We start from the raw sequence: 15,101 nt of genomic DNA on the forward strand, positions 1-15,101 counted from the left end.
GGGAAACCGGTCACCGTCGACGACACATCCCGGTTCCTCCCGGTGCGCCACGCGGCGGCGGTCCGCGCCTTGCTTCGTGGGGTTAGCGGGCCGGGTGCTCTGCACGCACCTCCTCTTTCGAGTAGATCACCGCGTCCATACCCCGGCAACCGGGTTCGCAGGTCACGACGGCCCCGGTCCGCCGCCCAGCGCGTTCACGGCGTCGGTCACCGTCGGGTGGAGGCGATCCGGGCTGAGGGTCGCGTGCAGGGGGTGCCGGGACAGCGAGCGTGTGGGCCCGGCCCGGACCCGGGCCAGATGCAGCTCGACTCCGTGATGGTCGAGGTCCGAGGCGAGGTCCGCCAGGGTGTCCAGGACGGGCAGGCCGAGCCGGTAGCTCGCCGTCAGATCCACCACCACGGCGTGCGGCGGCCTGTCGGACGCCGCTGTCAGCTCCTTCACGGCCGTGCGGACGCGGTTGACGTTGCCGAAGAACAGCGCCCCGTCCGGCCGGGCCACGAGGATGCCCGGTGCGGCCACGGCTCGTGGGTGCTCCCGCAGGTCACCCCAGACGCCGGTGCCGGGCAGCAGCCCCAGGGCCGCCACTCGCGGGGCGCTGGAATAGGCGATGAACATCAGCAGCGACGTCAGTACCGCGAGCAGCAGTCCGGGCAGCAGATCGAGGACCAGGACACCGGTCAGGGCGGTCAGGGCGATCCAGAGGCTGGGCCGGTCGTGCGTGGCGTAGCGGCGCAGTTCCCCGACGCGCAGGAACCCCTTCACGGCCACGATCACGATCGCGCCGAGCACCGCCTCGGGCAGCGGGGTGAACAGCGAGGTCAGGAAGGCCCCGGTGAACAGCACCAGCGCTGCCGCGACCAGGGAGACCATGGGGCTGCGGCCGCCCGCGCCCTCGGCGGCGGCGCTGCGCGAGGCGCTGCCGGAGACCGCGAAGCCGCGGAAGAGGCCCGCGGCGAGGTTGGCCGCGCCAACGGCGACCATCTCACGGTCGGCCTTCACCTCGTCGCCGTGGACGCGGGCGAAGCGGCCGGCGATGCTGTAGGACTCGGCGAAGACGACCAGCGCCACCCCGAGGGAGCCGCCGGCGAGCTCGGCCCAGTCGGCGGACGTGACGTCGGGCAGGTGAGGGACCGGAACGGCCGCCGGGATCCGGCCCACCGTGTCCACGCCGTGGGCGTCCAGGTTCAGGGTCTTGGACAGGAGCAGGCCGGCGGCCAGCACGATCAGCGAGGCCGGAAGCCGTGGCAGGAGGCGCTCCAGCAGCAGCAGCGCGACCACGGCGGCCACGCCGACGGCGATCGTGGTCCACGACCAGTCGCCCGCCTGGCTCAGCAGCTTCGCCAGACGCTGGAAGAAGTCGCCCTCGCCGCTGGAGACACCGAGGATCTTCCCCGTCTGCCGCACCATGATCGTCAACGCCATGCCGAAGAGGAAGCCGACCAGGGCGGGCTCCGCCAGAAAGTTGGTCAGGAACCCCAGCCGGGCCGCTCCGGCTGCCATCAGCACCGTGCCCACGACCACCGCCAGCGCCGCCGACAGCCCGACGGCGGCGCCCGGATCGCCGCTGACGCCGTTGACGGTGGACGCCGACAGCACGGCCGCGGCCGACGTAGCCCCCACGATCAGGAAGCGCGAACCCCCCAGCAGCGCGTAGCCCGCGAGAGCGATCGGAGCGGCGTAGAACGCGTTCTGCGGAGGGACTCCGGCGATCTGCGCGTACGCCACCGACTCCGGCACGATCAGCGCCCACACCGTCAGGCCGGCCAGTACGTCACCGCGCAGCAGCCCCCGCTGGTAGCCGTGTGCCCAGTCGGCCACCGGCAGGGCGGAGAAGCGGCGCCGGCCGGTCAGCCGACGCGGCTGACCGGAGGACACTGCCGGCACGCGTCGACGACTTCGGGGTGGGGGAGGTACACGCGCAGGACGGCGTGTGCGCGACTCCGGTCGGCGGTCGATCGCGGCGCGGGGCCCGTACCTGCGGATGCCATCACCGCGCTCCTCTCCTGCGACTCGGCGGCACTGCGACGGGGTCGGCGTCGGGGCCGGGCCGTCGGTGAGCCGCCTGTGGCTCTCCGTGGGGGACGGCCGCTCTCGCTCGCCGTGCCACATCGGACAGGCGGCGGGCCGTCCTGTGCGAGCCGGGTGCGATCCGAGTAGATCACCGCGGTCTGGGCCCGGCAACAGCACGTCAACGCGGCAGGCTCTGTCCGGCGGCTCGGCGACCGTCGGCGTACGACTGATCGTCCTGGTCCGAACAGGTGCGAACCGGGTGCGTCAGCCCGGGGACGGCGGAGGGGAAGCGGTGGCCCCGTTACGGTCGGTCGACGAGCGGCCGGCGTCGGCCGACGTCGGCCGACACTTGCGGAGGGTGATGCTGTGTCGACTGCGGAACCGCGATCCATCGTCGCGATCCTTCCGGTCATCTCGGGACTGGCCATCGCCTTCACGGTCACGGCGATCGACCCGCTGGTCCTCAGCCTGAACATGCCGCAGGTCAGCCGGGCGCTCCACGTGCCGCCCGACGTCGTCGGGTTCCTCGGAGGCGCGGCGACGCTGGTCATGGCCGCCGCCGTGCTCGCCGTGGGCAGTCTGGGGGACGCCTTCGGGCTCAAGCGGATGCTGACGCTGGGGCTGGTCGGCGACATCGCTGTCAACCTGCTCTCCGCGATCTCCCCCGGCTACACGTTCCTGCTGGTGACGCGACTCCTCGACGGCCTGGCGCTGGCCGCGGTCCTGGGCGTGGCGATGGCCCTGCTCAAGGTGTCGGTGCCTGCGGAGAGACGACCGGCCGCCATCGGCATCTTCATGGCCATGGACATGGTGTTGTGCGGGGTGACCCCCGCGATCGGGGGATGGGTGGTGGAGGCCGTCGGCTGGCGGTGGCTGTTCCTGCTCGCCCCTTTGCTGTCGCTGATCGCGCTGGGGCTGACGGCCCGGTACGTCACCGAGCCCCCCGTCCTGGAGCGCCGCGCAGTCGACGTCGTCGGCGTCAGCCTGGTCGGCGTCACCCTGTTGACCCTCGTCCACGGCGTAGCCGAGGCGGAGAACGGGATCTCCCAGCCCCAGGCCTGGCTGCCACTGACGATCAGTGCGGTCGCCGGCGTGCTGTTCGTGCTCCGCGAGCGCCACACCCCGGAGCCGGTCCTGGACCTGTCGCTGTTCCGCAGCGGTCCGTTCGCCGTGGCCGCGCTGGCCAGCCTGACGCTCAACTTCCTCGTCGCGGGCTTCAGTTTCGCCCTCGGGCAGTTCGGCAGTGTGATCCTCTCGTTGCCCCCGCGCACCATCGGCCTGCTGTTCCTGCCCGGCACGGCGGCGATCGCGGTCGCCGTCGTCTACGCCGGGCGCCTGATCGGGAAGTACACCCCCCGGCCGGTCCTCATCACCGGCCTGCTGGTGATGGCCGCGAGCGGGCTGCTGATGGCGGCCACCGCCACGCCCACGATGGCTCTGTGGATCGTCGTACTGGCGACCTGGCTCACCAACCTGGGGTCGCTGGTGACCTCCTCCGCGGTGGCCGAGACCATCCTTTCGCACGCCCCGCCCGGAAAGTCCGGCGCCGTCGCCTCCGTCCAGCCGGCGTTCGGAATGACCGGCTACGCGCTCGGCCCCGCCGTCTACCTCCTGCTCCTCAACCTCTTCTTCCATCGGCAGTGGCTCAACGACGCCGACGCGCGCGGTCTGTCGGTGACCGAGGCAACCGAGGCCGTGGACGCGACGCGAAGCGCGATGGCGCACAGTCCGGGCACCGCCGGATACGACCCGAACCTGCTCAAACAGTCCGGACTGGACCTCGGGCTGGACTTCACCAACGGCCTGCGGCTCACCATGCTGTTCGTGAGCCTCCTGCCGATCGCCCTGGCTGTGGCGGCATACCTGCTCATGCCCCGCCGGACCCGGACCGCACCGTAGGCGGCCCGGCCGCAGCGGGCGTCGCGTCCGGGTAAGTGCCGGGTGGCGCCGGGTGGCGCCGGGTGATCCGGCCTCGCCGAGGCCTCGACGACGTCGATCGCGAGGGTCTCCGCTCTCCGACGAAGCGTCACGAGCCCTGGCGCCAGGCAATACACAGGGCTGCCGCCGTCCGCGACCTCCCGTGCCGGCACAACCGGTCCGTTGCGCACGGCATGCGCGGTCGGACACGGCGGGTCAGCATGGAAAGAGGGGGAATGCATCCGAGCGGAGTTTGCCATGACTGACAACGAGACTCTCGTACGCGATCTCTTCCGGGCCTGGAACGACCGGGATTACGAGTCCATCGCCGGGTCCGTCGCCCAGGACTGCACCCTGGTCGAGGAGGGCAGTGGCAGGACGCTGCAAGGCCCGAAGGGCTTCACCCAGCTCGCCAGAGCCATGTTCGACGCGATGCCCGACGGCAGGTTCACCCTCGACCACCTCACGTCCCAGGGGGACACGGTGGTCGTCGAGTACACGGGCAGCGGCACCCAGACCGGGGACCTGGTCCTGCACGCGGGCACCGTCCCCGCCACGGGACGTCAGGTCACGGTGCACGCGTGCGACATCTACGAGGTCGAGAACAACAAGATCAAGGAGGGACGCGTCTATCTGGACACCGGCGCCATCATGAGCCAGCTGGGTCTGACCGAACAGCTGCGGGGCTGACCCTCAGACCCCGGGGCGCCCCGGTGAGCCGCGGCTCCAGCCGCACGGCGGGGCGGCACCCTCCACTCGGGGGCGGCGGGCGGGTCCCCGCCGCGGCGGCGTCGGGCGGTGCACGGCCTTCCGCACGCGTGCTGGCGCCCTCCCGGGCGCCGGCGGCGCGGTCGGGTCAGCTCGTCACGCGGAAGGTGGCGTCGCTGCGCGCGGTCGAGGTGGTGATCGGGTCGAGCCGCAGCTCGTAGGCGTAGTGGCGGATGTAGCGGTCGGGGTAGTTGATCGACTGGAACGACGACCAGGTGGAGTCGGCCAGCCCGGCCACCTGCCGGAAGGTCGCGTCCTGGGCGAACTGGCTGCTGCCGTCGTTGTAGGCCAGCTGGAAGTCGAAGTTGGAGTGGCGCAGGAAGTATCCGGGCATGTTCACCGACTCGAAGGAGACGGTGCCGGAGCCCGCCAGGCCGGTCCGCAGCCGAAACCGGGAGTCTTCGACGGGGCTGACGTTGGGGTCGATGCGCACGTCGAAGTTGGTGTGCCGTACGTAGCGGTCCTGGAAGTTGAACGACTGCAGTCGCTGGGCCGCGGTGTTGGGCCAGCGGGCGAGGACACGGCTCTCCTCGGCGGCCGTCAGGTTCATGATCCAGCCGTGGCGCTTCTTGGTGCCGCCCATGTTGTAGCTGCTCGACGTCTGCTTCTGGTAGGCGGCGGGGTTGGACGGGTCGGTCGTCAGGACCGGCATGTAGCCGCCACCGGTGGCGTACTGGTCGAGGTAGAGCGCCCACTTGTTGGTGCCGTTGAACTTCATCCACATCGGGCCCTCGACCATCGACCCGGTCAGGCCGATGCCGGAGAGGTCGCCGAGTCTGGTCCAGGTCCCCAGGATCGAGTTGCTGCCCTCGAGCGTGATCTGTCCGTCCCCGGAGGCCCGCACGTAGCGGTAGTTGCCCACTCCGGAGGGCAGCTCGATGATCTGGGTGTCGATGATCTCCTGGGTGCCGGGGCGGTCAATGTAGATCTGCGGGGTGCTGATGGTGCGGAAGTCGCTGGTGTGGGCGTAGAAGATGCGGTGCTTCGTCGCGCCGTTGAGGGGCACGTTCGTCGCCCAGTACAGGACGTAGTCGTTGCTGGCCGGGTCCCAGATCGCCTCCGGCGCCCACGCGTTGCGCCCGTCGGGGATCGCGCCGGCGACGTTCAGCAGCCGCGGCTGGGACCAGGTGACCAGGTCGGTGGACTCCCACACCACGAGGTTGCGGCTGCCGTCGTTGATGGACTGGCTCCAGGTCTGTCCGCAGGAGATGCACAGGTCGGTCGCGATGATCCAGTACTTGCTGCCGTCGGGGGATCTCACGAAGGCGGGGTCGCGCACGCCCTTCGTGCCGACGGTGGAGCGCAGGACCATGCCACCGCCGTTGAGGTCGCTCCAGTGCACGCCGTCCGTGCTGTGCGAGAGGTACATCTGCTGGTTGGTCGACCCTTCCCCGGTGAAGTGAACCATCAGGTAGCCGGGGTCGGCGGCGGCTGCCCGCTGGGGTGCGGTCAGGGTTTGCGAGGTGAAGAAGAGGCCGACGGCGACCAATATCGCCGCGACCCGGGTGAGAAACCTTGCCATGTGCGTTTCCTGTCTTTCTGCGGGTGCCGGGACGGGGAAAGCGGAATGCCAGGCGCGTGACCTTGTCCGCGCCCGCGGAGCGGGAGCGGGAGCGGGAGCGGAGGTGAGTCGAAAGCTTTCAGCGAGCACGCACCGTGTTCGAAATGTCGCACATTGTTCGTAAATTCGGCGAAAAGTTAGAAGAGGGTAAGTGCCGGTGTCAAGAGGGAGGCGGCGAGAGGAGCGGCGCGTTGCCTCGGTCTGTGCTCAGGATGGGGTCGTATGCGGGGTCGTATGCGGGGTCTTGTGCGGGGTCGTACGCACGGGAGACGCGCTGGTGCGTCGGGCCATAACGGAAAGCGCGGAACGGACGAAGGGTGCGGGGCGCCGCCCGAGGAGCGGCCCACGCGGATCCCCTGGGCTCACTCCTGGCGCACTGTGATGATCGCGCCCGTCATCTTCTGTACGGTCGTCCACGGCATCGCCTCCATGGGCAACGCGCGCGCCGTCGGTCTGCAGCACGCGGGCGCCTCCAAGTCCGTCGTCGGGATCACGCTGCCCGCCGGGTACTCCTTCAACCTCGACGGCACCGCCGGCTGCCTGACCATGGGCTCGGTCTTCCTCGGCATCGACCTCGGCGCCAGGGCCGTCCGCCGCGGCGACCTGTCGTTCACCGCCGCGCCCGAGGGCGACCACATCCCCGAACCGCAGGCGGAACCGACGCCCGACGCGAAACCCGAGGCGGTCGAGGAGGCCGACCCGAAGGCGGCGACAGGGGCGGACCGTGAGCCGGTGCCCGCCGCCGACTGACACACCCCTCACGGCCGGTCCGGAGCGTGCGCTGCGGACCGGCCCCTTCTCGTGTCGGCGAGGGGCGCGGGTCCTCAAGGACGTGGAGACGGTGACCGGGCCCAGGGCGATCCGCTCAACACCGGTCGCTTAGGCTGGTTTCCTTGTCGCCGGTGAGAAGGCGCAGGCCGCGGCGGCCTGAGCTCGCCGTCCGTCCGAGGGAGGCGTTCGCGTGGCAGTTGCCGGAGGCCGGTCGGCGAAGCGGCTCCAGCGGGGAACTCTTTCCCGGGGGCTCATCATGGCGACCGCGCTGCGGATCCTCGACGAGGACGGGCCGGACGCGCTGACCTTCCAGCGACTCGGCAAGGAGCTGTCCTCCTCCGCGACCGCGGTCTACCGGCACTTCGCGAGTCGCGACCACCTCATGGTCGCCGTCGCGGACGAGCTCGACAGGATCTCTCTCGAGGGGTACGAGCCGCACGAGTCGTGGACCGAGTCACTGCGGGACCTGGCGATCCGTGCCTGGAACACCGCGCTGGACCACCCGGCGGCTGCCGCGCTCTGTATGGGGAGAGTCACCCGGGGCGCGCACGAGTTGCGTGCCGTCGACGCCGTCCTGGAAGCGTTCCACCGCGGCGGCTGGCGCGGCCGGGCGGCCGTCCTGCACTACCAGGCGTTCTCGAACTTCATCCTCGCCATGGCGAGCAACAACGCCTGGCGGCTCGTCAACCAGCGGTTCGGCGCCGAGGTGAACTGGGTGCAGGAGTACCAGCCGGCGGATCCTGACGCGTACCCCTTCGCCGAGGCGGCGAAGGAGCACCTGCGCAGCATCGACATGACCGACGTCTTCCACCGGCAGATGGACATTCTCCTCGCGGCCCTCGAGGCGGAGGCGGCGACGCTTCCGCGCGACTGACACGCGTCAGTCCTCGCGGCCACCGTCCAGCAGCGTTCCAGCGGCCGAAACCGGCGGCAGCTGTGGCACGCGGAAAGATAGTTAACGCTATTGACTACGTCGTTCACTTGGCTGCATCCTCTCCACACCAAGTGCTCCACGGCTCGCTGCCTCAGCGGCGTCCACCGAGCGCCGCGCGCACCGCCTCCCCCCCCCGAACTGCTCGCGCTCGTCCAGCCCGATTCCTTGAGACCTGCGCAGAGCGCGACATCCCTCTCCAGGAGCACCCATGCGCCAGACCCGTACCCGCGCGGTCCCGGTGACCGCTGCCGTCGCCATGACGGCCGTACTCGCCGGCTGTACCACCACGGGATCGACGACCGGAGACCCGAGCGGCGGCGATGCCGCCACGGCGACGAAGATCCGCACGACGATCGACGTGCCGGCCGGCTTCGACCCGGCCAAGGCTCTGTCCCTGCCGGACTACCAGCTCGCCCGGGACAGTTACGACACGCTCGTGCGCAAGGACGACGGCGGGCTCGTCGGCGGGCTCGCCACCAAGTGGACGAACACGCCGACCTCGGCCACGTTCACCCTGCGCGCCGACGCGACCTGCGCCGACGGGACGCCGATCACGCCGACGGTCGTCAAGGGCTCCCTCGACCGCTACATCGACCCGAAGACGGCGGCGCCCGATCTCCCCACGGTCTTCGGCCCCGGCAACACGGTGAAAGTGACCGCCGACGACGCGGCGCACACGGTGAAGATCACGCTCGCCAGACCGTGGGGCGACATGGTCACCGGTCTGTCGGTCGCGAGCACGGGCATCGTCTGTCCGGCGGGACTCAAGGACCTCAAGGCCCTTGCCGCCGGTAAGGCCAAGGGCTCCCAGTCCGGCCCGTACCTTCTTCAGAAGTCCCAGTCCGGGGTCTCGTACTCCTACACGCTTCGCCCGGAGTACAAGGCATGGCCGGCCTGGCGCACGAAGATCCCCGGCAAGGTCGCCACGACGCTGCAGTACCTGGTCTCGCCCGACCCGACGGCGACCGGCAACCTCGTGACCAGCGGCCAGCTCGACATCGGCAAGATCGACGCCTCCGGCATCCCGCGCTTCGACAACGTGGGCGGCCACAGCGTGAGCATCAGCCGGTTCTCCGACTTCTACATGCTCTTCAACGAACGACCCGGCACCGTCTTCGCGGACGTCGCCACCCGCCGGGCGGTCGCCCAGGCCGTCGACCGCGCCGCCTTCACCAAGGTCGTCTCGAAGGACACGGGTGAGCCGTCGACAATGTTCGTGCAGAAGGCCATCCCCTGCAACGACCCCGGCTCCTCCTTCCTCGTACCGACGGACAAGGCCGCGGCGGCCGACGTGCTCAAGGGCAAGAAGATCCGACTCGTCGGCCCCCAGGTCGTCGGGCCCGCCGGCGCCGGAAACCAGTACATCCAGGAGGCGCTGCGGGCCGCGGGAGCGGACGTCACCCTCTCCAACGTCGACGTCGGGGCCTGGGTCGGGACCGTGTTCGGCAAGCCCGACGCCTGGGACCTCACGGTCTTCGCCGACCTCAACTTCCTCGGCAGCGTGGCCAACCCGCTCGCCCACTTCGTGGGTCCGACCGTCCCCGAAGGCGGCGGCAACCTCGGCGCGGTGAAGAACCCCGTCGTGAACAAGGCATTCGCCCAGGGCGCCGAGGCGACGACCGACAAGGCCCGCTGCGCCGCCTACCAGACGGCCGCCAAAGCCCTGATCTCGCAGGTGGACGCGGTGCCGCTGGTCAACGACCCGTTCATCTACGCACTGCGCAAGGGATTCAGCGCGCAGATGCTCGGCGGCTCGCTCGACGACCCCATCCTGCGCATCACCGACTGACGGACAGGCCGCCCGCACGCGGCGGAGACGCACGCGGCGCAGATCCACGTGGCGCAGACCCACGTGGCCGGACCCGGCCGTCCGGCACGGAGAATCCCCGCCCTGTTCCGGCGCCCCGCCCCGAGACCCTCGCACCGTTCCGACAGGAGTCCCCTGGTGATCGACCCATTCAGCACCGCCCAGCAGATCGCCGACCTCGTGCGCACCAAAGAGGTCAGCCCGGTGGAGGTGGCCGAGACCTACCTCGACCGCATCGAGCGGATCAACCCCGCCGTCAACGCCGTCGTCTGGCTCGACGCCGACGCCGTGCGCGCGGCGGCCGTCCGGGCCGAGCAGGCGGTGCTGCGCGGCGATCCGCTCGGCCCGCTGCACGGCGTCCCCGTCCCCATCAAGGACCTCAACTCCCTCGCGGGACAACCCAACACGATGTCCTCAATGGCGATCCGGGACACCCCGCGGACGGTCACGGACCCCGACGTCCAGCTCCTCCTCGACGCCGGCGCGATCCCCCTCGGCCGGACGAACTCGCCGGAGTTCGGCGCGCTGACCGTCTCCGAGAACGCCCGGCACGGCAAGACGCGCAACCCGTGGAACCTGGCGCACACCTCCGGCGGGTCGAGCGGCGGCGCGTCGGCGGCCGTCGCGGCCGGCCTCGCCCCCGTGGCACACGCCTCCGACGGCGGCGGATCGATCCGGGTCCCGGCGTCCGTCACCGGCCTGGTGGGCCTCAAGCCCAGCCGGGGACGCGTGCCCGCGTTCGTCCGGGGCTGGGAGCACTCGACGACCGAAGGCGCGATCACCCGCACCGTGCGCGACGCGGCCCTCATGCTCGACGTCATGGGCCGCGCCGACCGGCTCGCCTGGTACAGCGCACCCGAACCGGGCCGCCCGTACATCGAGGAGATCGGTGCCGACCCAGGGCGGCTGCGGATCGGCCTGCTCCTCGACGCGCCGACCGGGCTGCCGGTCGACGAGGAGTGCCGCACGGCGGCGCTGACGGCCGCGCAGGCACTGCGCGACCTGGGACACGACGTCGTCGAGGCCCGCCCGAAGATGTTCACCTATGAGGCGATCATGGGCTTCACCTGGACGATCATCAGTGCCTCCACCTACGCCATCGAAGTCGACGATCCCGATGCCGTGGACCCCTACATCCGGCGCCGCCGGGAGACCGCCCTGGAGGTCACCGCGGGCGACTACGCCCGGACGGCGGCGCGCCTGCAGGCCGAGTCACGCGAGGTGGTCGCCCAGTGGGGGAGGGACTTCGACGTTCTCCTCACCCCGACCACGGCGGTCGTGGCGCCACCGGTCGGCCCCGTGTACGACGAGGCGAACTCCGACCCGGACGGCCCGCGGGCCACCGAGACCCGGATGGTGTCGTTCACCGCGTTCGTCAACATCGCCGGGCTGCCCGCCATCTCGCTGCCCGTCCACACGACCGCGAACGGACTGCCGGTCGGCGCGCAACTCGTCGGCGCACCCTACGACGAGGCCACGCTGCTGCGCCTGTCCGCCCAGCTCGAACCACGGTTCCGCTGGTACGAGCGGCACCCCGACGACGCGGCGCTGGCGGGGGCGGTGCTGTGAGCGCCCCGTCCGCGGTCCCGACCGGGCCGCTGCCGGCCGCGGCCGTCCGGCGCGTTCCCCGGCTGCGGCTGGGCGGTGGCTGGGCCGGGTTCGCGGTCCGCCGGGCGGGCGGCCTGCTGATGTCCATGCTGCTGCTCGTCCTCGTGACGTTCCTCATCGTGCCCCTGCTGCCCGGGGACCCGGCCCGCGCGATCGCCGGCACCAGCTCGTCCCCGGCCACGCTCGCGGCGATACGCGCACGACTGGGCCTCGACGAGCCGATGGCGACGCGGTTCGTCCACTACCTCGGCGACATCGTGTCCGGGCGGCTCGGCACCTCGTTCCGGTTCGACACCCCGGTCGCGGACATCGTCACGACCCGGTTGCCGTACACCGTCCAGCTCGTCATCCCGGCCGTCCTGCTCTCCCTGGTCATCGCCGTCCCGCTGGGCATGGCCGTCGGTGTCCTCACGCGTGACGGCCGCCGCCGCCGGCTCGGCGTCGGCTTCGGCACGGTCGCCGGGCTCCTCGCGTCGGCGCCGGTCTACGTCGTCGCGACCCTCCTCATCGTCCTGTTCTCGATCAGCCTCGGGCTGCTGCCGTCCGGCGGCGCCACGACACCGAGCGCGCTCGTCCTGCCGATCGCCGCGCTGTGCATCGGCCCGGCCTTCGCCATCGCCCGGGTCGTCCGGCAGGAGACGGCCTCCGTGCTCGCCCAGGACTACATGAGGACCGCCCGCGGCCACCGCCTGGGATCCGTGCGTCTCCACCTCCGCCACGCGCTGCCCAACCTCGTGACGAGTGTCCTCACCCTGAGCGGTCTCGTCCTCACGTCCCTGCTCGGCGGGACGATCATCCTGGAGAACGTCTTCACCTACCCGGGGCTCGGCACCGAGGTCGTCCAGGCGATCATCTACAAGGACTATCCGGTGATCCAGGGCATCATCCTCGTCGTCGGCATGCTCGCCCTGCTCGTCAACCTCCTCGTCGACGTCGTCCTCGGGATCGTCGACCCCCGCACCCTCGAGGGAGGTCGTCGTGGCCACTGAAGCGACCGCGCGCCGCCGGCTCCGCAACCCGTCGCTGCTGTCCGGCGCCGTGCTCCTCGGACTGCTCCTCGTCGTGGCCCTCGTCGCCCCGCTGCTGCTGAGCGGTTCCGCCGAGACCCTCACCGACGACGCCCGCCTGGGGCCCGGCGCCGGGCATCTCCTCGGCACCGACGCCTTCGGCCGTGACGTCCTCGCGCGGGCGCTCGTCGCGACCCGGCTCACCCTGCTCATGGCCGCCGCCGCCACCGCCGCCTCGTTCGTCGTCGGCGTCGCGATCGGCGCGCTGGTCCACCTGGCCCCCGGGTGGCTGCGCGAGACCTGTCTGCGGCTCATCGACTCGGCGGTGGCCTTCCCCTCGCTCGTCCTCGCCCTCGTCATCGCGGCGGTGCTCGGACCGGGCACGGGGTCCGCGATCGTCGCGATCGCCGTCGCCGGCGTCCCCGGGTTCGCCCGGCTGACGGCGAATCTCGCCGCGACCGTCGCGGACAAGGACTACGTCCTCACCGCGCGCCTGCTCGGCGTTCCCGGCCTGCGCATCCTCGGCCGGCATGTCCTGCCGAACATCAGCGGGCCGCTGCTGGTGCTCCTCAGTTCGAGCTTCACCCTGTCCCTGCTCGACATCAGCAGCCTGTCGTTCGTCGGCCTCGGGGTGCAGAACCCGCAGTACGACTGGGGCCGGCTGCTCAACGAGGCGCTGCCGTCGATCTTCGCCCAGCCGTCGGTCGTCCTCGCTCCGTCGATCATGCTCATCGTCACCGGTGTCGGCGCCATGCTCCTCGGAGACGGCGTGGCCTCGCTCGTCGACCCGCGCACCCGCGGCGCAGCGCCCGCACCGACCGGGACGGCGGACGCGGCGGGACCGGCCGACCCGGCACAGGCGCCCCGGGCGCTGCAGGCGTCGGGCGGTGCGGGGGCAGCGGCCGGCACGGAGCCGGACGGCCTGCTGACCGTCGCCGGACTGACCGTGCGGGCCGGCGATCGGACACTCGTCGACGACGTGTCGTTCACCATCGGCGCCGGCCAGATCGTCGGCCTCGTCGGGGAGTCGGGCTCGGGCAAGTCCACCATCGCCATGGCGGTCGCGGGCCTGCTCCCCGAGGGCGTGCGGGCGAACGCCTCGCGCCTCGCCCTCGGCGACCTCGACCTGCTCGGAACACCGCCGCAGCGACGCCTCGCGACCGAGATCGGCATCGTCTACCAGGACCCGATCGGCACGTTCAACCCCGCGCTGCGGCTCGGCACCCAGCTCACCGAGGTGGCCAGGACGCATCTGCGGACGCCCCGGCGCCGGGCCGCCCAGGACATGGTCCGCGCGCTGGCCGACATCCACGTCACCGAGCCGGAGCGGCGGCTGCGCCAGCATCCGCACGAGCTGAGCGGCGGCATGCTCCAGCGTGCCTCGATCGCCTCCGCGATGACGACGAACCCGCGGCTGCTCATCGCCGACGAGCCGACGACGGCCCTCGACGTCACCGTCCAGGCGGAGGTGCTGCGGCAGTTCCGGCGCATCAACCGCGAGCACGACACGGCGATGCTGTTCATCTCGCACGACATCGGCGTGGTCGGCGTGCTCTGTGACACCGTCCTGGTGCTCCACGGCGGCCGGGTCGTCGACCGGACGACGGGCGCCGACCTGCGCCGGGGGACGGTCACCCACCCCTACACCCGCGCGTTGCTCGCGGCGACGCCCGCCGCGGTCGAGGCCGGGGGAACCCTCAGCGCGGTCCGGTGGACGGCCGACGCGCACGCGGCGCAGCCGAGCGGGGCGCCGTCGGACGACCTTTCCGACCAAACCGCGGACCGCCCCCAGGCCGCGGAAGGGAGCCGCTGATGTCCGCCACAGCCACCGCCACGACACCGGACCCGCAGACGGCCGCCCCGCTGCTGCGCGTCGAGGACCTCACCGTCGAACTCGGCCACGGCGTCGCGGCCCGCAGGGTGCTCAAGGGAATCTCGTTCGACATCCCCCGCGGCAGCACCCTCGCACTCGTCGGGGAGTCCGGGTCGGGCAAGACGACGCTCGCGCGGACACTCGTCGGCGTCCACAGGCCGTCCGGCGGCCGGATCCTCGTGGACGGCGCCCCGCTGCGCACCTCGCGCGGACGGGCGGGGGCCGCGACGGTCCAGATGATCCCGCAGGACCCGTACTCTTCGTTCGACCCGCGGCGCACCGTCGCGCAGTCGCTCGCCGAGGCGCTCGATCCGGTCCGGGCCAGGGTCTCACCGGCCCGGGCCCGGATCGCCGAACTGCTCAGCCAGGTGAGCCTCGACCCGGAGAGCATGGACCGCTACCCGCACGAGTTCTCCGGCGGCCAACGGCAGCGGCTGGCGATCGCACGGGCCCTCGCACCGCGTCCCCGGTTCGTCATCGCCGACGAGATCACCTCGGCCCTCGACCTGACGACCCAGGCCGAGATCCTCAACCTGCTCGCCGATCTGCGCCGCCGGCTCTCGCTGACGATGCTGTTCATCTCGCACGACCTGGCCGTCGTCCGGCACGTCAGCGACACGGTCGCGGTCCTGCTGCACGGGGACCTCGTCGAACTCGGCCCGACCGGAGCCACCTTCGCCGAGCCGAACCACCCGTACACCGCTCGACTCCTCGCGTCCGTCCCGGGCGACCCGAGGTTCCGCCTCGACGACGAGCCCGCCACGACGTGAACGGACCGGATGTGCGTTCCCCGTCGGGCAGGTCTTTCCCGATCGGCCGCCCGAGGCGTCCGCGACGATTAGAGC

General features: G+C 71.5%; 10 protein-coding genes and 1 pseudogene. 9 read left to right on the forward strand and 2 right to left on the reverse strand.

Annotation, left to right across the window (positions count from 1 at the left end):
- Nucleotides 1–162 precede the first annotated feature (162 nt).
- Nucleotides 163–1,884 carry a SulP family inorganic anion transporter gene (locus ACIBTS_RS06245; RefSeq protein ID WP_399316949.1) on the reverse strand — a complete coding sequence of 574 codons (1,722 nt, stop codon included), beginning with the start codon at nt 1,882–1,884 and terminating at the stop codon, nt 163–165.
- Between the two features lie 492 nt (nt 1,885–2,376).
- Here ACIBTS_RS06245 and ACIBTS_RS06250 point away from each other — a divergent pair, with 492 nt between their 5' ends.
- Nucleotides 2,377–3,909 carry an MFS transporter gene (locus ACIBTS_RS06250; protein WP_399316950.1) on the forward strand — a complete coding sequence of 511 codons (1,533 nt, stop codon included), beginning with the start codon at nt 2,377–2,379 and terminating at the stop codon, nt 3,907–3,909.
- A gap of 276 nt (nt 3,910–4,185) precedes the next feature.
- Nucleotides 4,186–4,617, forward strand: a complete 432-nt coding sequence (locus ACIBTS_RS06255) for an ester cyclase (protein WP_399316952.1) — start codon at nt 4,186–4,188, stop codon at nt 4,615–4,617.
- 166 nt (nt 4,618–4,783) lie between these two features.
- Here the strand turns inward: ACIBTS_RS06255 and ACIBTS_RS06260 are convergent, their stop codons facing one another.
- Nucleotides 4,784–6,217, reverse strand: a complete 1,434-nt coding sequence (locus ACIBTS_RS06260; protein ID WP_399316954.1) for a glycoside hydrolase family 43 protein — start codon at nt 6,215–6,217, stop codon at nt 4,784–4,786.
- Nucleotides 6,218–6,709: 492 nt separating this feature from the next.
- On the opposite strand from ACIBTS_RS06260, the pseudogene ACIBTS_RS06265 reads away from it, so the two are divergent.
- The 7 genes and pseudogenes from ACIBTS_RS06265 to ACIBTS_RS06295 all read left to right on the forward strand — a co-directional run.
- Nucleotides 6,710–7,006, forward strand: a pseudogene (locus ACIBTS_RS06265) (C4-dicarboxylate transporter DctA); the annotation flags it as partial.
- 211 nt (nt 7,007–7,217) lie between these two features.
- A complete protein-coding gene (locus ACIBTS_RS06270; RefSeq protein ID WP_399316955.1) occupies nt 7,218–7,901 on the forward strand; it encodes a TetR/AcrR family transcriptional regulator in 684 nt (227 codons plus the stop codon).
- A gap of 268 nt (nt 7,902–8,169) precedes the next feature.
- Nucleotides 8,170–9,750: an ABC transporter substrate-binding protein gene (locus ACIBTS_RS06275; RefSeq protein ID WP_399316956.1), complete on the forward strand. Its 1,581-nt coding sequence runs from the start codon at nt 8,170–8,172 to the stop codon at nt 9,748–9,750.
- Between the two features lie 156 nt (nt 9,751–9,906).
- On the forward strand, nt 9,907–11,337 hold the full coding sequence (locus tag ACIBTS_RS06280; RefSeq protein ID WP_399316958.1) for an amidase: 1,431 nt from the start codon (nt 9,907–9,909) through the stop codon (nt 11,335–11,337).
- Nucleotides 11,334–12,365: an ABC transporter permease gene (locus ACIBTS_RS06285; protein WP_399316959.1), complete on the forward strand. Its 1,032-nt coding sequence runs from the start codon at nt 11,334–11,336 to the stop codon at nt 12,363–12,365. The genes ACIBTS_RS06280 and ACIBTS_RS06285 overlap by 4 nt, the downstream gene beginning before the upstream one ends.
- A complete protein-coding gene (locus ACIBTS_RS06290) occupies nt 12,355–14,196 on the forward strand; it encodes an ATP-binding cassette domain-containing protein (RefSeq protein ID WP_399316961.1) in 1,842 nt (613 codons plus the stop codon). The genes ACIBTS_RS06285 and ACIBTS_RS06290 overlap by 11 nt, the downstream gene beginning before the upstream one ends.
- Complete coding sequence (locus ACIBTS_RS06295) at nt 14,196–15,026, forward strand: ABC transporter ATP-binding protein (RefSeq protein ID WP_399316963.1); 831 nt, start codon at nt 14,196–14,198, stop codon at nt 15,024–15,026. The genes ACIBTS_RS06290 and ACIBTS_RS06295 overlap by 1 nt, the downstream gene beginning before the upstream one ends.
- Nucleotides 15,027–15,101 lie beyond the last annotated feature (75 nt).

Source organism: Streptomyces sp. NPDC050121, assembly GCF_044460385.1.
GTDB lineage: Bacteria > Actinomycetota > Actinomycetes > Streptomycetales > Streptomycetaceae > Streptomyces > Streptomyces soliscabiei.